This is a genomic window from Streptococcus vestibularis, assembly GCF_900636445.1.
Classification (GTDB): Bacteria; Bacillota; Bacilli; order Lactobacillales; family Streptococcaceae; genus Streptococcus; species Streptococcus vestibularis.
On record NZ_LR134275.1, the window covers coordinates 986,434 to 1,006,119 of the forward strand.

The 19,686-nt window shown below is 39.7% G+C and carries 17 protein-coding genes and 1 pseudogene; 4 read left to right on the forward strand and 14 right to left on the reverse strand.

Features of this window, described 5'->3' with window-relative positions; all coding sequences use genetic code 11:
- Window positions 1–154 precede the first annotated feature (154 nt).
- The 4 genes from lpdA to EL076_RS05040 all read right to left on the reverse strand — a co-directional run bounded on the left by lpdA (window position 155) and on the right by EL076_RS05040 (window position 5,705).
- A complete protein-coding gene (gene lpdA / locus EL076_RS05025; RefSeq protein ID WP_126429496.1) occupies window positions 155–1,912 on the reverse strand; it encodes a dihydrolipoyl dehydrogenase in 1,758 nt (585 codons plus the stop codon).
- 180 nt (window positions 1,913–2,092) lie between these two features.
- Window positions 2,093–3,475 carry a dihydrolipoamide acetyltransferase gene (locus tag EL076_RS05030; protein ID WP_126429498.1) on the reverse strand — a complete coding sequence of 461 codons (1,383 nt, stop codon included), beginning with the start codon at window positions 3,473–3,475 and terminating at the stop codon, window positions 2,093–2,095.
- A gap of 235 nt (window positions 3,476–3,710) precedes the next feature.
- A complete protein-coding gene (locus EL076_RS05035; RefSeq protein ID WP_003092853.1) occupies window positions 3,711–4,709 on the reverse strand; it encodes an alpha-ketoacid dehydrogenase subunit beta in 999 nt (332 codons plus the stop codon).
- 24 nt (window positions 4,710–4,733) lie between these two features.
- A complete protein-coding gene (locus tag EL076_RS05040; RefSeq protein ID WP_126429500.1) occupies window positions 4,734–5,705 on the reverse strand; it encodes a thiamine pyrophosphate-dependent dehydrogenase E1 component subunit alpha in 972 nt (323 codons plus the stop codon).
- A gap of 192 nt (window positions 5,706–5,897) precedes the next feature.
- Between EL076_RS05040 and EL076_RS05045 the strand changes: the two genes are divergently transcribed.
- Window positions 5,898–6,356 (forward strand): hypothetical protein, encoded by a 459-nt coding sequence (locus EL076_RS05045; protein WP_232009618.1) that lies wholly within the window; start codon window positions 5,898–5,900, stop codon window positions 6,354–6,356.
- Window positions 6,357–6,402: 46 nt separating this feature from the next.
- On the opposite strand, the gene EL076_RS05050 is transcribed toward EL076_RS05045, so the two are convergent.
- The 3 genes from EL076_RS05050 to EL076_RS05060 form a co-directional block, all read right to left on the reverse strand.
- On the reverse strand, window positions 6,403–8,328 hold the full coding sequence (locus tag EL076_RS05050) for a DUF2207 domain-containing protein (RefSeq protein ID WP_126429502.1): 1,926 nt from the start codon (window positions 8,326–8,328) through the stop codon (window positions 6,403–6,405).
- Window positions 8,329–8,402: 74 nt separating this feature from the next.
- Entirely contained in the window at window positions 8,403–9,671 is a 1,269-nt protein-coding gene (locus tag EL076_RS05055) for a dihydroorotase (protein WP_003092772.1), read from the reverse strand.
- A 19-nt stretch (window positions 9,672–9,690) separates the two neighbouring features.
- A complete protein-coding gene (locus tag EL076_RS05060; protein WP_003092476.1) occupies window positions 9,691–10,344 on the reverse strand; it encodes a uracil-DNA glycosylase in 654 nt (217 codons plus the stop codon).
- A gap of 213 nt (window positions 10,345–10,557) precedes the next feature.
- Between EL076_RS05060 and EL076_RS05065 the strand changes: the two genes are divergently transcribed.
- From EL076_RS05065 to EL076_RS05075, 3 genes are all read left to right on the forward strand, one after another.
- Complete coding sequence (locus EL076_RS05065; RefSeq protein WP_126429504.1) at window positions 10,558–11,754, forward strand: cation diffusion facilitator family transporter; 1,197 nt, start codon at window positions 10,558–10,560, stop codon at window positions 11,752–11,754.
- 239 nt (window positions 11,755–11,993) lie between these two features.
- The gene (locus tag EL076_RS05070) at window positions 11,994–13,340 is read left to right on the forward strand and encodes a D-alanyl-D-alanine carboxypeptidase (protein ID WP_003092721.1); all 1,347 of its coding nucleotides are present in this window, start codon (window positions 11,994–11,996) and stop codon (window positions 13,338–13,340) included.
- A gap of 152 nt (window positions 13,341–13,492) precedes the next feature.
- Window positions 13,493–13,735: a hypothetical protein gene (locus EL076_RS05075; RefSeq protein ID WP_232009619.1), complete on the forward strand. Its 243-nt coding sequence runs from the start codon at window positions 13,493–13,495 to the stop codon at window positions 13,733–13,735.
- 208 nt (window positions 13,736–13,943) lie between these two features.
- Here EL076_RS05075 and tnpA read toward each other — a convergent pair whose 3' ends face one another.
- The 7 genes and pseudogenes from tnpA to EL076_RS10275 all read right to left on the reverse strand — a co-directional run.
- Window positions 13,944–14,408: an IS200/IS605 family transposase gene (tnpA, locus tag EL076_RS05080; RefSeq protein WP_002883780.1), complete on the reverse strand. Its 465-nt coding sequence runs from the start codon at window positions 14,406–14,408 to the stop codon at window positions 13,944–13,946.
- Window positions 14,409–14,599: 191 nt separating this feature from the next.
- Window positions 14,600–15,451 (reverse strand): patatin-like phospholipase family protein, encoded by an 852-nt coding sequence (locus EL076_RS05085; protein WP_003097140.1) that lies wholly within the window; start codon window positions 15,449–15,451, stop codon window positions 14,600–14,602.
- The gene (locus EL076_RS05090; protein WP_003097139.1) at window positions 15,448–16,068 is read right to left on the reverse strand and encodes an SGNH/GDSL hydrolase family protein; all 621 of its coding nucleotides are present in this window, start codon (window positions 16,066–16,068) and stop codon (window positions 15,448–15,450) included. Before EL076_RS05090 ends, EL076_RS05085 begins: the two co-directional genes overlap by 4 nt.
- 3 nt (window positions 16,069–16,071) lie before the next feature.
- On the reverse strand, window positions 16,072–17,649 hold the full coding sequence (locus EL076_RS05095; RefSeq protein WP_003097138.1) for an ABC1 kinase family protein: 1,578 nt from the start codon (window positions 17,647–17,649) through the stop codon (window positions 16,072–16,074).
- Window positions 17,650–17,666: 17 nt separating this feature from the next.
- Window positions 17,667–17,945, reverse strand: coding sequence for a phasin family protein (locus EL076_RS05100; protein ID WP_003097136.1), 279 nt, complete (start codon window positions 17,943–17,945; stop codon window positions 17,667–17,669).
- Between the two features lie 247 nt (window positions 17,946–18,192).
- The gene (locus EL076_RS05105) at window positions 18,193–19,182 is read right to left on the reverse strand and encodes a family 1 glycosylhydrolase (protein WP_232009620.1); all 990 of its coding nucleotides are present in this window, start codon (window positions 19,180–19,182) and stop codon (window positions 18,193–18,195) included.
- Window positions 19,145–19,525: pseudogene (locus EL076_RS10275) on the reverse strand (family 1 glycosylhydrolase); the annotation flags it as partial. The pseudogene EL076_RS10275 and the gene EL076_RS05105, both read right to left, overlap by 38 nt.
- Window positions 19,526–19,686: the final 161 nt, after the last annotated feature.

A 19,686-nucleotide genomic window follows, 5' to 3' on the forward strand; every position in this document is an offset into this window, starting at 1 on the left:
TCATAAACAAACTATCTTTCCTGATAGAAAACTATTTAACTTATTATTCGTATTTTTCTCTAAAACTATTGAAAATCCGTAACGATTTTTTAATAAATACAAATGATAATATTTGAAAAAATTCCCGAACATCTGTCCGAGAATTTAATTTATCTTATTTACGTTTTGGTGGGTTATGGATAGCTTCTCCAAGTACGTCAGCAAAAGCTTCATACATATTTTCAGAGAAAGTTGGGTGACCATGGATAGATTGCAAGAGCTCATCTACAGTCAGTTCATTTTCCATAATAGTTGATGCTTCGTTAATCAACTCAGCTGCAGCCGGTCCAATGATATGAACACCAAGGATTTCATGGTACTTCGCATCTGCAACGACTTTAACAAAACCTTGAGCTTCGTTTGAAGCAATAGCACGTCCATTACCAGCAAAGCTTGATTTACCAATGAGGACATCACCATATTTAGCGCGTGCATCTTCTTCCGTAAGACCACACATTGCGACTTCTGGGTGTGTGTATACAGCAGCTGGTGTGTAGTCAAGGTGAGCCTTACGGACATTGCCACGCATAGCATTTTCAGCTGCAACTTCACCCATACGGTAAGCAGCGTGAGCAAGCATCTTAGTTCCGTTTACATCACCCGGTGCATAGATACCAGGGATTGATGTTTCTTGATAAGCATTCACTTTGATACGACCACGGTCTAATTCAAGGTTAAGATTTTCAAGACCATCCAACTGAGGAACACGACCAATTGAAAGAAGGGCGCGATCAGCTACAATCTCTTCACCATTATTGAGTTTAAGGGTCAATTGGTTGTTAGCTTCTACAATCTCAGAAACTCCGACAGATGTCATGATCTTCATACCCTTCTTAGCAAGGATTTTTTGAAGTTCAAGTGACACTTCTTTATCCATAGCTGGAATAATGCGGTCAGCCATCTCAACAACAGTTACTTCTACACCGTATGAAGCATAAACAAGACCAAGCTCGATACCAACAACACCACCACCCATAACAGCAAGTGATTTAGGCAATTCACGTAAGTCAAGAATATCATCTGATGTCATCACAAGTTGTGAATCGATTCCAGGGATATTAATACGTGATACTTTTGATCCAGTTGCAAGGATGATATTACGTCCCTTGATTGTTTCTGATCCAATAGTAACAGTCTTATCGGGGTTAACTTGACCAAGACCATTGAAAATAGTTACCTTATTAGCCTTCAGGAGACCTTGCACACCACCTGTAAGGGTCTTAACAACAGAGTTCTTAAAGTCAACCGTTTTATCCATATCGATAGTGTAATTTGTTGATGCTAGGTTGATACCACGACCTGCAGCAATCTTAAGCCCATCAAGGATTTCTGCATTTTTAAGGTAGGTCTTAGTTGGAATACATCCTTTATTCAAACATGTTCCACCAAATTCTGATTTTTCAACGATAGCAACTTTGCCGCCAAGTTGTGCTCCACGAATGGCAGAATAGTATCCAGCAGGACCACCACCAACAACGATAATATCGTACTCATTGTCAGCAAGTGGTGCTTTTTCTGCAGCAGCTGCTGGAGCAGTTTGGGCAGGAGCTTTAGGAACTTCAAGACCAGCTGATTCCAACTGAGCAGTTGCTTCTACAACAGGTGCGCTAGCTGCGTTGTCAGCCACAACTTCACCTTCTGCTCCAATATAACCAATAACCTCAGTAACTGGTACAGTTTCACCAGCCTGACGAGTAATCTTCAAAAGAACACCAGAATCTTCTGCTTCAAGTTCCATGTTCGTTTTATCTGACATAATTTCAAGAAGGATATCTCCCTCATTAACCACATCACCCTCTTGTTTCTTCCACTCGATGATTTCACCTTCCTGCATGTCCACACCAAGCTTAGGCATAATAATCTCAAAAGCCATATTTTATGATACTAAGAACGCTAAAATGCGACAGAATTTTAGGAGTTTTACGTTAGTGTGCTTGCACACAAGTAAAACTATCTAAATTCCGAAGCATTTCGTTCGAGTTCAAATCAACTCAAACGCTTTAACGCCCTCTCCTTTCTATTTTAAAACTTCAGTTTTCAGATATTTTTTTACTTAAATCAACAATTCCATTGGATTTTCAATCAAATGTTTTAAATCAACCATGAATTTTGCACCATTCATACCATCTACAATACGGTGGTCAATAGTCAAGCATAACCCCATGATTGGACGTACGACAACTTCACCATCAACAACAACCGGTGTCTGAATAGTTGCTGAAACACCAAGGATGGCTGAGTTTGGTTGATTAATGATTGGATTGAATGACTTGGTTCCGAACATTCCCAAGTTAGTGATAGAGAAGGTTGAACCTGACATTTCTGCCGCCTTCAATTTACCAGCCTGAGCTTTTTTGATGACATCCTTAGAGGCCACCACAAAGTCAGACAAACTCATCTTATCTGCACCATGAACTACTGGTACAATCAAGCCATCATCGAGACCAACGGCAATACCGAGATTAACAAATTTGTGTAATTCGATATTTTGCGCATCATCAATCAAGGATGCATTGAGGTAACGGTGTTCCTCTTTCATAAGGGTACGCACAACTGCCAAACCAATCAAATCAGTGAAGGTCACCTTCATGCCAGTCTTATTCATGATTGGATCAAGGACTTGCTTACGAAGAGCCATAAGGTTAGTCATGTCCACATCGTAGTTAAGGGTAAAGGTTGGCGCAGTTAAGTAAGAGTGAGTCATTCCCTTCGAAATAGCCTTACGCATAGCAGACATTGGGATAACTTCCACACCTTCTGGCAAGACTTTTTCTGGCTTAGCTTCAACCACACGTGTAGCTTCCTTAACTTGGGCTGGGGCACTGATTGCAAGGATGTCTTCCTTAGTAATCTTACCGCCAAAGCCTGTTCCAGATACGCTAGCTAAATCAATACCAAGGTCCGCTGCAATCTTACGTGCCAACGGAGTTGCCTTAGGTTGAGCACCCTTAAAGTTCTCAACGTCATCAACATGAACACGACCTTTTGCTCCAGTTCCTGGAACTTGAGCGATGTCAATTCCCAACTCACGCGCTACTTTACGTGCTTTAGGTGTTGCACGTACTTTGCCACCTTCGTATACGACAGGTGCTTGGGCTTGTGCTGCTACTACAGTTGCTTCCACAGTAGCAACTTCTTCAACTTGCAGGGCAGCTTCTGCAGCTGGTGCGCTCGCAGCATTATCAGCCACAACTTCACCTTCTGATCCAATATAACCAATAACCTCAGTAACTGGTACAGTTTCACCAGCCTGACGGGTAATCTTCAAAAGAACACCTGAATCTTCTGCTTCAAGTTCCATGTTCGTTTTATCTGACATGATTTCAAGAAGGATATCTCCCTCATTAACCACATCACCCTCTTGTTTCTTCCACTCGATGATTTCGCCTTCCTGCATGTCCACACCAAGTTTTGGCATAATAATCTCAAAAGCCATATTTTATGATACTAAGAACGCTAAAATGCGACAAAATTTTAGTAGTTTTATGTTAGTGTGCTTGCACGCAAGTAAAACTATCTAAATTCCGAAGCATTTCGTCCGAGTTCAAATCAACTCAAACGCTTTAACGCCCTCTCCTTTCTACTTTAAATTATATTTTCCGATACTCTCACAGTTAAAACAAGAAACACATTTTACTAGCGAGACATATCACTTAACCGTCGCTAGAAAGTTAGTTTCCTTTATTGGCCATCTTGATAATAGCAGCCTTAATCTTTTCAACATCTGGAAGAACCGCTTGTTCCAAGACACGCGCATAAGGTACAGGCACATCTTCACTTGCCAAACGTACAATTGGGTGGTCGAGGTAATCAAATGCTTCACTTTCAGTAACCATAGCAGCAATCTCACCGATGAAGCCACCTGTTTTATATGCGTCATTGACCAACATAAGTTTTCCAGTCTTCTTGACTGATTCAAAAATCAATTCTTTATCAAGTGGAACGAGAGTACGAGGGTCAACGACCTCAACATTAATACCTTGTTCAGTCACTTCTTCAGCCGCCTTAAGAACACGTTCCAACATACGACCATATGTGACAATAGTAAGGTCAGTTCCTTCACGCTTGATTTCACCTTTTCCAAGTGGAATGTAGAAATCAGGGTCTTGTGTCACTTCCTCTTTCTTACCGTAAAGTGCTTTTGGTTCCATGAAAATAACAATGTTATTATCTTGAATAGCAGATTTCAAAAGACCTTTAGCATCGTTAGCATTACCTGGAGCAACCACTTTAATCCCTGGAATGTGAGTCAACCATGACTCAAGAGATTGTGAGTGTTGTGCCGCAGAACCAATCCCTGAACCAGAGGCTACACGGAAAGTTACAGGAGTCTTCAAACCACCACCAAACATGTAGTTGTTTTTTGCACCATTATTAACGATAGCGTCAAGGGCAATCGTAATGAAGTCCATGAAAGTCAAGTCAACGATTGGACGAAGACCTGTAATGGCAGACCCAACAGCTGCACCAGCGATAGCTGCCTCTGAAATTGGCGTATCTTTAACACGTTTTTCACCAAACTCTGCCAACATACCAACTGATGTACCGAAGTCACCACCATAGATACCAACATCTTCACCCATAAGGAAGATGTTTTCGTCTTTACGCATTTCCTCGCTCATAGCAAGGTTTACTGCCTCACGCAAGGCCATCAATTTTGTTTCACTCATACTTGTATTACTCATCCTTTCTCTTTAGTCTACCCATACATCTTCAAAGGCAACTGAAAGTTCTGGATCTGGGCTATTTTGGGCGAACTCATAAGCTGCATCAACCTCTGCTTTAACTTGGCTTTGGATAGCATCCAACTCTTCAGCGCTTGCGATATTTTCAGAAACGAGATAGTCACGGTATTTAATAATTGGGTCGTTATTGTTCTTCCACTCGTCAACTTCTTCCTTAGTACGGTAAACACCCGCATCGGCTGTAGAGTGACCAAACCAACGGTATGATTCAACTTCAACAATAGCAGGACCATTACCACCACGAACATGGTCAACAGCTTTACCCATTGTATCATATACAGCCATTACATCGTTACCATCTTCACAGTAGAATCCAGGAATACCATAAGCTTCTGCACGTGTATACAAGTGAGGAGTGTTGGTAGCTCTATGAATATCCATTGAGATACCATAACGATTATTGATGATAAAGAAGATAACAGGCAATTTCCAAGTAGCCGCCATATTGACTGACTCATGGAATGAACCTTCATTAGTAGCGCCATCACCTGAAAAGGCAACAACGATATTTCCAGTTTCTTTGTACTGTTGAGTAAGAGCTGCACCTACGGCAAGAGCATAACCACCACCAACAATACCGTTAGTACCATAGTTACCTTTTTCAAAGTCAGCCAAGTGCATAGAACCTCCACGCCCCTTAGAAACTCCTGTTGCCTTACCAGCAAGCTCTGCCATCATTTTATTCAAATCCATATCTTGAGCAATAGATTGTCCGTGACCACGGTGATTTGAAAAGAAGATATCGTCATAACTCAAGTGTTGAACAGCCCCAACGTTGGCTGCTTCCTCACCAACTGAAAAGTGAGTCATTCCTTGAACAAAACCACGACGAACTAATTTATTAATACGTGAATCGAATTCACGGATACGTTCCATTTTAGTGAACATCTCAAGATGTGTCTCTTTAGAAAGTTTTACCATATCGATCTCCTCTATCGAAATTTTTCTATACATCTAGGATAGGTTAAAAAAACTCAATGAGCAAGAAATATGCTTAAAAAATGAAAAGCCTTACATCCCTATCGCTTATAGGCAATTCGTATGCTCTTTTTCAAAGCGTTATGATATGATTGGATAGATTTTACTCGTACTCAAATAGGGTATTTTATTATATTGGGTGATGCCATTATTAACGGGCTTACGGCATGTATAGCTTTTATACTTCAAATTATTATCTTCAAGGTGACCACGCAAAGGCCGCTTAGATACTGGATTATTATTTTAGCTGGTATAGCAATTTTTGCCTCTAGTTATTTGGGCATTTTGTATCCAAAATCCGGTTTTATTGCATTTGTACTCTTTCTAGCTGCCAAATCCTACAAAAATCTAAGACATACCATTTTGGAGACTTTCTTCATACCTTTCACCTTTGCCTTAATGGTAAGACTGGTGATTTTTCTGATTATCCCAATATTTTTCCCTGTAGTCTTGGATTACTATTTTGCTGGCCCCTTTAACCTCTTTCTCTCTTTTTTACTAAAACGTACTGCTTCAAGTGGATTATTCTCGTATGAAATGAGAGGAGCTAAATCAGATAATCCTCAAGCTAAACAAAGACACCCAAGTTGGTAAACTGGATGTCCTTTTATGCTAATATTCCACGATGGATTGGTGGGTCTTAGAAGGCACCACCGCCGCCGCCTCCTCCGCCCCCAGAGAAGCCACCGCCACCTAGACCTCCACTACCACTGTTTGAGTTGATAGAAAAGTTACTTACTGTATTCGAAGTCGAAACATAGGATTCTAAGCGACTAACATTGTTCAAAAGAAGAAATGGCGTTGCAGAATGAGTGAACTCATCTAAAGATGGATTGCTGAGGTGGATGTTATATCGTTTCAATACATCACTTACTTTATTCGCTTGTCCGTAAAGTGTCGCATAAACCAAGATACGATTCCATAGGATAACAGATTCGAGTTCTGATTGCCTAAAAGATGTAATACTTCGGAGCATGCTTTCGAAATATTGCCAATGACGATATTCTTCGATATGTGACGGGTCTAAAGTTTTCTTCCGTCTTTTTTTAATAAATCTTCTATTAGAGTACCAAACTAAAGCAACAAAGAGCGAAACCAAAAGATAAATAACTCCTAGGCCAGAACCAAGGCCCACAAATAAAAATATTGTTGCTAGTGTAGAAATAATAAAAAGTAAAGCAAATACCACATTCCCTGAAGTAATAAACATATTTTCTTTAATGGTAAAGTCTCGATATAGGTTAGGAAGACCGAGTGAGACAATCTCTCGATTCACACCTTCAGTTACACTTCTTCCATCTTGAACAAACTTCCTCCTGATACGCTGTCCTTCTTCACGAACAGAATTCCTTTCATAATTAGACTTAGCGTTGTTAAACTGTTTTCTTAATCCTTTCTCGTCAAGATAGTATCTAGAGAACATCTCGCGATCCGTGATTTCTATACGATCATCAAACAACATTTCAAGGAAATCAAACTCGTAGTCTGCTAAGCCCTCCTTTGGAATTCTTCTCAGAGTATGAACACCATTTTCTTGGCTATAGCCTATGTAGCCTCTATCGACAAGATCTAGAATTACTGCTTGAACCATGTTCTTAAATTTTAAATGTCCATTCTCTTCGCCAAGTCCTGTTTTATCAAATGATTGGTTATAAATACTTTTTGCTAAAACTAAAGGTGGTAAATCTTGAGGAGTTTCGTATATTCGTACATCGTATGGGAAGGAAGGCTCCTTAGTCCATCTCAAAACTCTCCAGAATAAGAAAGAGCCGAGAATAAAGAAACCAACCATCACTTTAGGCAAAATCTTGTAAAAAGCATTCTGATAGGCTGCCATTGTCTTGCTAATAGATGCTTCCTTCTCTATAAACTTTTCCCTATATTTCTCATCACTGATATATGACAAATGACCATCTTTTAACGCAGACGTCATAGGCCAATATGCATGTATTTCTAGCTTACCACCCGACGGTAAGTTTTCAACCCGCACACGATAACCGTTTGAAGTTCGCTCTACATCGGGAGTTTTTCCAAAATAGCCCGTATGAGCAAAAAGCTCCCCATGACTTGCATCTAGGCCTTCAACTTCAAAGTCAACATGGTTGATTGATTCATCCCAATCAGAGATAGGAAACCAGTTTAAAACAGCAATATCTGAATAGAGTGACAACATATTCTGTATCTGCCAGGTAACTTTTAACTGAACCTTATCACCATCGGAACCCGAATTGTAAACTTTTAGTTTTACACCGTCAGAAAGATTTGTTTCCTCCACTTGAATATCTTTCTTTTCTTGACCATTCACGGTTGCTGAAACACTAGGGTTTTCCGAAATCATGAATCCTTTAGGTACAGGATCAGCATATCCAAGTGTCACATATTGTCCATTATAGTCACTATTAAAAACATATAGTACTTCCTGGGTGAAGGTCCCATTGCCATCATCATTTATAATTAGGTGCCCCTTGTAGGAAGCAATGTCATATCTTACCTCTTTTGCATGAACTGTTGTTGTCGGCAGGAGGATGGTAAGAATAACAATCAGAAACAAAAGAATTTTTTTCATCTGCGTCCCCTTTAATGACTAAAAAAGCAGGTACAACACCAAGTGTCTCGATGTGCCCTGCTCTGATCTGCTATTTAGGCTTGATAAACAATCTCACCGTCACAGATAGTGTATTTAACACTGCCCGTAAGTTCTTCGCCTACAAATGGTGAATTAGCTGCTTTAGACTTAAAGTCTGCTGTAACCTGACGTTTTTCCTTGTCTGCAAAAATCACAAGGTCAGCTGGTCCATTTTCAGCCAAATAACCAGCATCGAAGCCATAAAGATCAGATGGGTTGCTAGTCATTACTTTCAAGAGTTCTGTCAAACTTAAATGTCCTGCTTCAACTAAATTAGTCAAACCAAGAGATAGAGAGGTTTCCAGACCAGTCATTCCTGATAGTGCTTTAGTCACATCAGACACATTCTTTTCATCGGCATGATGTGGCGCGTGGTCTGTGGCAATGACTGAGATGACTCCAGATTTCAACCCTTCGATGACGGCCCGACGGTCAGATTCCAAACGAAGTGGTGGGTTCATCTTGGCATTAGCGCCTTTTGAGAGTAAGAGGTCTTCAGTTTTTGAGAAGTGCTGTGGCGCTACTTCAGCAGTGACTTGTGCTCCAAGTTTTTGAGCAAACTCAACGACTTTTACAGATTCAGCTTTCGACAAGTGTTGAATATGAACATGGGCTTGTGTATCATAAGCAATCATGACATCACGCGCAATCATACTGTACTCAGCTACACCAGTCGCCCCACAGATATGAAACTCTTTTTTAGCAATATTTTCATTGAAACCGAGAATACCATTAAGATCAGGATCCTCCTCGTGAAGACTGATAAAGGTATTATTCTCCTTAGCTAGCTCCATGGCTTTTTTGACAATACCAGCATTGGTCAATGGAATACCATCATCTGAGAATCCGACAGCACCGGCTTCAAGCAAACCCTTGAAATCAGTGAGGTTTTCACCATCAAAGTTCTTTGTAATAGTCGCAACAGACTTAACATGGATATTTTCCTTAGCTGCCGAAGTCAAGACATCTTTCAAAGTTTCCTTGTCTGAAATCGTTGGATTCGTATTAGCCATCATCACAACTGTTGTAAAACCACCTGCAGCCGCTGCCAAGGCACCCGTATGAATGTCTTCCTTATGGGTTTGACCTGGCTCACGGAAATGAACATGGATATCCACCAAACCAGGAGCAACCACAAGACCAGTGGCATCGATAACTTGGGCATCTCCAGCATCGATATTTTCAGCAATTTTAACGACTTTTTTACCGTCCACAAGAACATCAGCTTGCGTATCCAAACCAGACTTAGGGTCTACAACACGACCATTTTTAATCAGTAACATAATCTTCCAACTTTCTATTTTACTTCAACCAATCAATTGGGGATTGGCCTTGAGATACAAGGTAGGCATTGGCTTTTGAAAATGGCTTGCTGCCAAAAAAACCACGATAGGCCGACAAGGGACTCGGATGGGCACTCTCAATAATGGCATGTTTAGAATTAGTCACTAGCACTTTCTTCTTACGAGCATAGCCACCCCAAAGTATAAAGACTACAGGAGTATCCTTTTGATTAAGAACCTTAATAACAGCATCTGTAAAAGGTTCCCAAATCTGACCAGCATGTCCATTTGCCTGACCAGCTGGGACAGTCAGACAGGCATTAAGCAATAGCACCCCTTGCTCGGCCCAGGTTGTTAAATCATGATGACTTCTAGGACCAAGATCCTCCCCCAATTCTTTGAGAATATTAACCAAAGAAGGTGGAGCTGGAATCGTCTCAGGAACTGAAAACGAAAGCCCCTGAGCCTGATTAGGCCCATGGTAAGGGTCCTGACCAAGGATTACCACCCGAACTTCTTCAAAAGGAGTCTCTAACAAAGCATTAAATACCTTATCTCGTGGGGGATAAACCGTTCCCTGACTATAAACCTGATCCATAAACTGATTTATCTTTGAAAAATAATGATCCGGCAGTTCCTCTTTCAGAAGCTTGTGCCATGTCGAATGTTCCATAAAAACCTCTTTTAGATTATTATACACCCTAAATTATACCATAATTTGTAGATAATATTCGGAAAATACTGAAAAATACTATGTGATAGCTGTTTCTTCAATCTTTTCCTTTTAAAAAGGCGATTCATATTAACAATCAATGTATTACAGGCTTTAAGTAACTATTCTTTTGTGCTATAATAAATACTTATATTTAAACAAAAAGGTAAATCTATGACGACGTATGAAAATTTAAGGGCAGCCAAACGAGGGCCTATTGTCAGCATTGCAGCCTACTTACTTCTTACCATTGCCAAACTTATTGCTGGACACTTTTTAAACTCTAGCTCATTGATTGCTGATGGTTTTAACAACTTATCTGATATTTTGGGGAATGTCGCCCTACTCATTGGATTGCACCTGGCTAGTCAACCAGCCGATGCAGATCATAGGTTTGGTCATTGGAAGATTGAAGACTTATCAAGCCTAGTTACTTCCTTTATCATGTTCGTAGTAGGCTTCCAAGTCCTAATTCAGACAGTTCGAAAGATTTTTTTGAGAGAAGAAACTGTCGTTGATCCACTTGGTGCCACTGTCGGTGTCCTATCTGCTCTCGTCATGTGTGGCGTTTACTTATACAATAAAAGACTTGCTAAAAAGCTAAAATCCAGTGCTTTGATAGCTGCTGCTAAGGACAATCTCTCCGATGCCGTAACTTCTATTGGAACATCAATCGCCATTCTTGCAGCATCCTTCAACCTTACCATCATCGACTATATTACTGCTATTATCATCACCTTCTTTATCCTAAAGACAGCCTATGGTATCTTCATGGAAGCAACCTTCAGCTTGTCAGATGGTTTTGATGAGAGGAATCTTAAGGCCTATGAAAAAGCCATTCTGGAGATTCCCAAAGTTACCAAAGTTAAAAAGCAACGTGGACGTTCCTATGGTAGTAATATCTATCTTGATATCGTTGTTGAAATGAACCCTGACCTCTCCGTCTACGAGAGTCACGCCATTACTGAACAAATTGAAGAAATCCTCAGTAAGCGTTTTTCTGTCTATGATACTGATGTCCATGTAGAGCCTGCTGCAATTCCTGAAGACGAAATTTATGGAAATGTACTTCGCAAACTCACTCGGAATGAAAAGATTATCTTATCAAAGATTCCAGACTACGAAAACCTCTTAGCACCTGACTTCTACTTAATTGATGAAAATGGTCATCATCACACACGTGAGAAAGTCATTGCCAATCATCAACCACTTCTCAATAACTTTGACAGCTTCAAGATGACATCTGTTAGTCAAAAAACGAAATTAATTAGTTACGAACTGGGAGGCAATTTCCATACCAGCATCTGGCGCCGAAATGAGACATGGTTTATGATTTACCATCAAGTCACAGCTATAAAAGATAACGAGTAACGAGCAACTCAGCTCGTTTTTTTGTCATCAAAAGTATGTTATTTTTAAAACACTATAGATTCTAAAAATTGTATTAAAATATAAAATATTACGAAAACACAGTATGTTATATGGTATAATGGAAGTGTTTATCACCATCAAATTTGTCTTTTTAAATTTGGTTGATACATAAATTCTATTAAAGTATTTATATTGGTTCTGCCTACGACAGAACCAATATAAAATAAAGGAGACACATTATGAAAAAGAAAATTGTTTCCATCCTTTTATCAGCTTGTCTAGCCCTAGCCCCTAGTTTGTCTAGTGCAGATGAATTAATGGATATTACACGCGCTGCTGGTTATACTGAAGCGACAGAGGCCTATCGTCCTAAATCTACTCTATTAATTGATGGAACTACCGGAGATGTCCTCTGGGAGGAGAATGCTGATGAAATCCGTGACCCAGCCTCTATGTCTAAGGCTATGACCCTGTACTTGGTCTTCGAAGCCATGTCCAAAGGAGAAATTTCAGAAGATACTGTTATTACAGCTACTCCTACAGACCAAGCTATTGCCGATATTTATGAAATCTCCAACAACAAGATTGTTGCTGGTGTTGACTACACGGTTTCAGAGCTCATTACCATGACAGCGGTGCCATCCTCTAACGTTACAACTGTGATGCTAGCCAACTACTTGACCAATAATAATCCTGATAAATGGCTAGACATGATGAATGAAAAATCTAAAGAGCTGGGGATGACCAATACCAAATGGTTTAACGCTTCTGGTGCCGTTGCTGTTGCCTTCAAAGGTTACTACAGTCCTCAACGTTACGATAACAACCAAACCAACCAAACAACTGCGCGTGATTTGGCTATCATGACCTATAACTTCATCAAGAAATACCCAAAAATTCTCAAGTACACTAGCAAACCTGTTGTCACAGTTAAGAAGGGAACACCTTACGAGGAAACCTTCGAGACTTACAACTACTCTATTCCAGGTGCCAAATACGGAATTGATGGGGTTGATGGGTTGAAGACAGGATCTAGCCCAGAAGGTGCCTTCAACTATATTGACACCATCAAACGTGGTAATCAACGTATGATTGCTGTCATCATGGGCTCTGGTGATTGGTCTGACCAAACAGGTGAAGAGATTCGTCATACCTTTGGTAATGCTCTCGTTGAGAAAATGTATAAAGACTTCTCTTACAAGAAAGTTCTTAGCAAGGGTGAACAAGAAATCGACGGTAAAAAATACAATGTCGAAAAAGATGTCTACGCCACAGTCAAAAAAGGCAAAGACCCTAAAATCTCTGTTAAAGATGATCAAATTGTTATTGATAATGGTCTGAAGACAGTATCACCTAATATCAAGGCTACTTCTGTTAAAGCTACAAAAGTTAAGGGATGGTTCGATTTTGGAAGTAAGCAAAAAGATAAAAAGGCTACAAAAGCAACAAATAATGGCCAACTCCCAGTTTATTTCTGGCTACTCTGCCTTGTTCCAATTGGACTTCTCTACTTGATTTATCTAAATGAAAAGGGACGTCTTCAGAAAGTTAAAGAACGACGTCTGGCTCGAGAACAACATAAATAAAAGAAAGCGTGTCTATGACACGTTTTTTTCTGATTTTAAATAGAAAACTAAAATTGCTGAAATCTATGCTATAATACTACGGTATAACGTTTTATAAACAATAAAATATATTAATATATCAGACAATACGTTATTACTTAAGGAGACTATTTGTGAAAAAGAAATTGTTGGGCCTCCTTCTAGTAGCTAGTCTGACAATATCTCCCAGTCTGTCATTCGCTGACCAACTGGGAGATATTGCACAAAAAGCAGGTTACAAGGAAGCCACTGAGACATACAGACCTAAATCATCTCTTTTGATTGATGCAAACACCGGTGATATCCTTTGGCAAGATAATATTGATGAAGTCCGCGACCCTGCTTCCTCCTGTTGCCAATTTACGTTATCTACCTGATTTTCAACAATGAAAAGAAGCGTCGTCAAAAACTCAACGAACGTTGTCAAGCTCGACAAATGAATAATCATAACCACCCGTCTAACGGGTGGTTTGACCAAGGGCTATAAGCCCATAATACCAGCCAGCGCCTAAAGACGCTGGCTTTCACTTTGTTCAAGCCTTATTGCTTTTGACTCGTCACAAGCCTCTCAAAGAGGCATTCGCATTACTTACCGTTATCCCTAAAGGGATTTTCATATTCTTTCACGCTTAATTTATCTAAAGCGATATCATGCTTCTCTTGTTCCTGAATATATTTCTTAATTGTGGCTTCATTAAGTCCTACCGTACTTACATAATAACCTTCTGCCCAAAAATGTCTGTTCCCAAATTTATATTTTAAATTGGCGTGTTTATCAAACATCATTAATGCACTTTTACCTTTCAAATATCCCATAAAACTAGCTACACTCATTCGTGGTGGAATACTTACTAACATATGGACATGATCTGGCATTAAGTGGCCTTCTATTATTTCAACGCCTTTATATTGGCATAGTCTATGAAAAATCTCTCCCAGACTACTCCTATATTGATTATAGATTATTTTTCGTCTATACTTAGGTGTAAATACAATGTGGTACTTACACATCCATTTTGTATGTGATAAACTGTGAGCTTTTTGCGCCATAGTCTTAACTCCTTCCGCTTTACAATTGGCTTGAACACCTATATTGTAACTCGTTTGGAGTTTTTTTGTTATGACGGTATAACCTTCGATGCGCACCCGCATAGCGGGTGGTTTATCTGTTTCGCACCTTCGGAGCGAAACGGACTTAAAGTCACATAACTAAAAAAAACGTGCCCAGAAAAGCACGTTTTTTAGTTATCTCCAAGAAATATTTTGAGATTGGACATATCATTACGTATTTGTTCCAATCCTTCTTGATAAATAGCTTCGAACTTTTCTGGGTCCTTTTCCAATCGACCAACTTCAAGAGCATGCTCTGGACGAATGGCATATACTTTTCCAGTTTTTTCCAAAGTCTCAATCTTCTCAATACTCTTATTGTAGTGTATATGGCGATTTGAAGGCACCTCAACAAATTCAGGATACTTGCGGTAAAAGAGCTTGTAAATCCGCTTGCTAGTTTTAGAAGGTTGTTTACGATAAGACTTAGGGCGTGTTAAAACCACAACGAATTTATCAAATCCCATATTTTCCATAAAATCAATGGGAAGACTATCAGACAGACCACCATCCATGTAGCGTTTGCCCTTGTACTCGACTATTTCAGAAACCAAGGGTAGAGCGGAACTTGCACGAAAGGCTTCCATCTGCTCAAAGACATGATCAATCTTAATATAGTCTGGTTTTCCCGTCTCAATATCTGTAGTGACCACATAGAAGGGAACACCAGACTCAGCAAAAGCTTCCTGATCAAAAACATCTAACTCCATAGGAACCTTATAATAGGAGAACTCCTTATTAACGAAGTTACCGGTTGTCAGCCATGACCAGAAACTCATGTAACGACGGTCCCCCATGAATCGCTTGTTATAGCGAAGAGCTCTTTTGGGTTGGTTAGAGAGATAATTGACACCAAAAAGTGCTCCAGCAGATACCGAGACAACGCCATCCACCTTGATCCCAGCTTCTAAGAAGGCGTCTAAGACACCAGCTGTGTATAAACCACGCATACCACCGCCTTCTAGGACTAAGCCTACCTTCATTCTAAAATCTCCTTTATAATTGGTTCTGCTATGACCTGATAAGCTTGTGGACTCAAGTGCAAACCATCAGTTGTATAGTTGGCATTTAACTGTCCTTGAGCATCCGTAAGGTAATCAAAAAGATCGACATAAGTCACGCCAGGTAGGACTGCTAGTTGTTGATTAAGTTCACCTACAGTAGCATTGTTTCGAATTTTAACCTTCGAAGCATATTCCAATCTTTCACTGACGGGAAAGACACTTAGCAAGTAAATTTCTGTATATAGAGATTCTTGTCGAACTGTCATGATAATATCGGAAATACGATTGACGACATCTTGAATGGGGTAACCTCGTCCAATGTCATTAATTCCAATCAAGATAACCAATTTACTGGGTTCCAAATCTAAAACTTGCTCTTTAAGATGTTCTAAAAGCCAAACCGAGTCTGTTCCTGCAATCCCGCGGTTTACCAAGGGAAACTCTCGACCCAAATATTTTTTCAATGCAAAAAACTCCGTGATAGAGTCCCCTGCAAAAACAATTTGTCCCTTGTCTAACTTTTGATTTTCACTTACAAATTTAGCTAAACGTTCTTTTTGATAAGCCACAAGCTCAGGCCTAGTTGTTTCCATCATACCTTATCCTTTTTTCTTAAATATTATACGACCTACGGTAACTAAAGCTAGGAAAGTTCCAATTCCAAGAAATAGCCAAGCAAGATTTTGAAAATCTGATTTATTGGACAAAAGAGCACCAGACAGAAGAAATGCCAATGTCAGCAAGGCTAAAACCAGATTATTTAAAACTTTCTCAAAGACTTTAACCCTACCTGAAAAGTCAATAAAATCATGGTTAAGCACGATTCGTCCGTTTAAAATCTGCTCCAAGAGCTGATGCAGGCGACGTGGAATATTTTTTCCATTGCGAAGCAGGTAAAAGAGTTCAATCAAGATAGTCTCTTTATTTAGGGTCTGCTTAAGCATATCCGGCCCCATATTCTCTAGGAAGTAATCCTTGGCCAGGGTCATCAGATCCATATTTGGTGCTAATTCTCGAAAAATACCTTCAATTTGAATCGAAGATTTCTCCAAAATAGTAATTTGAGAAGAGGCTTTAAGATGATTCTTCTGGAAAATAGCCAGCAAATCTTCAAGCAAATCTGTCATCGACAGACTGCCTAGTTCTACACCAGAATAACGGCCCAGCATCTGCTCCACATCCTGACTTAGAGCTGCACGATTTAGACCATTATCAAACTGAGTAACTGACAAAATAGCCTTAGTCATGCCGTCAACATCCTGAGCAGTAAAACTATATAAGATGTCATTTAAGGACGCACGCATCCCCGCTTCCAACTCACCCATAATTCCAAAGTCAATGAAACAAATCTTGCCATCACGTACCAACAGATTTCCAGGATGAGGGTCACCATGAAAATAGCCATCCTTGAACACTTGCTTGATAAATGACAGCATTAGTTTCTTACCCACGTCTTCCAGGTCATAGCCAACCTCAATCAGTTGGCTGTAGTCATTAAGGGGAATCCCATCGATGTACTCTTCGACTATGAGGTGTGGCCTCGTAAAGGAATCATAGACCTCTGGGACACCTAGACAAGCAACAGCCCTGTTATTTGCCTTAAAACGCTTCATGGCCTCTGCTTCATTCCTGAAATCAAGTTCCTTGATTAGGGTTTCACGCAGATTTTCCAGAACCTCTTGAACATCGACCATAGGGATAAAATGCTTAGGTATATGCCGTGCAAGCTTAATGAGAAGCTGAATATCTTCCTTAACGACCTTATCAATACCTGGTCTCTGAATTTTTATAATCACTTCCTGACCAGACAACAATCTAGCCCTATGAGTCTGAGCTACAGAACCAGAAGCCAAGGGCTCTTCCGAGAAATCAAGGAAACTGTCAGAAAGCCCATTGGGTAATTCTCTCTTAATGGCAGTCATGACTTCCTCTTTATTCAAGGGAGGAACTGAGCTCTGGAGCTTTGATAATTCTTTGATATAGTTTTCCGGCAAAAGGTCAGAGCGCGTGGATAGGATTTGACCAATTTTAACAAAACTAGGTCCTAATTGCTCAAAGGCTTGGCGGAGCTTGACAGGTGTTGTCTGTTGGTCTTGAGGAAGATGCTTTTCACGATAAGAAAGGAGACCAACTGACGAGAAAACCTTCAACACATGTCTCAATCGTTTACTTGCCATTTTAGTCTCCTTACATTTTATTTATTTTGACTGAGCAAAGCGTCAAGTTTTTCTTCAAGACGTTTCACATCCTCCTTAGTCGCATACTCAACTGAAGTTTTCTTGGCATCGAGTTTAGCTAAAAATTCTTGAGCTTCTTCCTTACTTTGACGTTTGAGCTCTTGTTCCAGTTCCTTACCTTCTTCAACAGTCAAGCGCCCCTTTTCAACCAACTCTTTGACAAAACTATCAGCTTTATCTACTGTCATAGCAGTCAATCCGATTCCAGCTAAGAGAACTTTTTTCAAATCATTCATTATCGCTACCTCCATCTAAGTAGGAAAAGCAAAGAAATAGACTAGCCACTTCTTCAGAAAATATAAGAACGTTTTCACACTTTTATTCTACCACTTTTTCAAAAAATGTGTTAAATAACATAAATTACAATATATGGTATTTCGATACTCATAACACAAATATATCCAACGAAATCCTTATTTATCAACATTGTACTAAAATACTAATTAAGAATCTCAAGCTTTTGCTGAGATTCTTAACAAGTTTCTATTTGTAAAGGGCAGCACCATTACTTACGATAACAGATTTATACCAAGCAAATGACTTTTTCTTATAACGTGCCAAGCTACCACTATCATCATCATTTCGATCAACGTAGATGAAACCATAACGTTTACTAAATTCTGCAGTTGAGGCTGAAACCAAATCAATTGTCCCCCAAGTCGTATAACCCCAAAGCTCCACACCATCTTGAAGAGCTTCACTGACTTGCATCAAGTGTTTTCGAAGATAATCATCTTCAACTGTTGAACCATCAGGACCATCGACAAGGACATCCTTGGCAGCCAAACCATTTTCGACGATAAACAATGGTAATTGATAACGATTATAGAAGTCATTCAAAACTAGACGAAGACCGATTGGATCAATTGCCCCAACCCCACTCAGATTTCTCAAGGTAGGGATTTTCAACACCACCCATAATATTTCCTTTACCAATCGTATAGTCTTCTGTATTGTATGCTGTGCGACAGACATGTAATAAGAGAATGAAATAAAATCAACGATATTCTTCAAAATTTCATCATCGCCAGGGGCAAATTGTATTCCAATACTATGCTTTTTTGAAATATCCTTTAATGTAAGTCGGATATTTCCCACGTGCATGAATATCCGAGAGAGATAGTTTTGATTTTCAAACTCGTGAATAGCCAACTGTTCCAAAGAATTAGCTGTCATTCCATAAGCTGGCATGGCAAGAACCATACAACCAATCTTAAAATCAGGGTTGATGTCATGACCAATCTTGGTTGCTGAAGCTGAAGCGACTAATTCGTGGTAGACTGCTTGGTAGAGTTCCTGTTTAGATAGCTTTTCCATGAGAGTTGCAATACCACCTGACATGAACGGTGCATGTAGAACAGAGTTCACTTCATTAAAGGTCAACCAATATTTGACCTTATCTTTATAACGTGTGAAGACGGTGCAAACATAGTTTTCATAAAAACCAATTAATTTTACGATTAGTCCATCCATTGTATTCACGCGCCAAGTTTAGAGGTGTTTCATAGTGAGACAAGGTTACAAGTGGTTCAATGCCGTACTTAGCCAATTCATCAAAGACTTTATCGTAGAAGGCTAGTCCTGCTTCATTTGGCTCAGCATCATCACCATTTGGGAAAATACGAGACCATGCAATTGACATATGAAAGACCCTGAAGTCCATCTCTGCCAAAAGTGCTATGTCCTCTTTATAACGGTGATAGAAATCTATACCTTCTAGCTTTAGATTATCTGGTGTTGGTTCTTCAGTAATCAAAGGATTCAAAGCCCCAGGTTCAAAAGGGACACCACCTTTTGGAGTCACATCCTGGACAGATAAACCTTTACCATCTAGGTTATAAGCACCTTCAAACTGGTTGGCAGCTGTTGAACCACCCTAGAGAAATTCTTTCGGAAATGTATAAGTCATCTTTTATCTCCTTGTATTGTTCAATTTACTCATAGTTTAACACTTAGAAAACGATTGCAATTATATTA

Coding starts and splice junctions, on each gene's coding strand:
- tnpA (WP_002883780.1), bottom strand. CDS start 14,408: ATGGCGCAAAAAGCTCACAGTTTATCACATACAAAATGGATGTGTAAG.
- EL076_RS05105 (WP_232009620.1), bottom strand. CDS start 19,182: ATGGATGGACTAATCGTAAAATTAATTGGTTTTTATGAAAACTATGTT.
- EL076_RS05070 (WP_003092721.1), top strand. CDS start 11,994: ATGAAAAAGAAAATTGTTTCCATCCTTTTATCAGCTTGTCTAGCCCTA.
- EL076_RS05060 (WP_003092476.1), bottom strand. CDS start 10,344: ATGGAACATTCGACATGGCACAAGCTTCTGAAAGAGGAACTGCCGGAT.
- EL076_RS05090 (WP_003097139.1), bottom strand. CDS start 16,068: ATGATGGAAACAACTAGGCCTGAGCTTGTGGCTTATCAAAAAGAACGT.
- EL076_RS05030 (WP_126429498.1), bottom strand. CDS start 3,475: ATGGCTTTTGAGATTATTATGCCAAAACTTGGTGTGGACATGCAGGAA.
- EL076_RS05095 (WP_003097138.1), bottom strand. CDS start 17,649: ATGGCAAGTAAACGATTGAGACATGTGTTGAAGGTTTTCTCGTCAGTT.
- EL076_RS05055 (WP_003092772.1), bottom strand. CDS start 9,671: ATGTTACTGATTAAAAATGGTCGTGTTGTAGACCCTAAGTCTGGTTTG.
- lpdA (WP_126429496.1), bottom strand. CDS start 1,912: ATGGCTTTTGAGATTATTATGCCTAAGCTTGGTGTGGACATGCAGGAA.
- EL076_RS05040 (WP_126429500.1), bottom strand. CDS start 5,705: ATGGTAAAACTTTCTAAAGAGACACATCTTGAGATGTTCACTAAAATG.
- EL076_RS05100 (WP_003097136.1), bottom strand. CDS start 17,945: ATGAATGATTTGAAAAAAGTTCTCTTAGCTGGAATCGGATTGACTGCT.
- EL076_RS05085 (WP_003097140.1), bottom strand. CDS start 15,451: ATGAAGGTAGGCTTAGTCCTAGAAGGCGGTGGTATGCGTGGTTTATAC.
- EL076_RS05050 (WP_126429502.1), bottom strand. CDS start 8,328: ATGAAAAAAATTCTTTTGTTTCTGATTGTTATTCTTACCATCCTCCTG.
- EL076_RS05065 (WP_126429504.1), top strand. CDS start 10,558: ATGACGACGTATGAAAATTTAAGGGCAGCCAAACGAGGGCCTATTGTC.
- EL076_RS05035 (WP_003092853.1), bottom strand. CDS start 4,709: ATGAGTGAAACAAAATTGATGGCCTTGCGTGAGGCAGTAAACCTTGCT.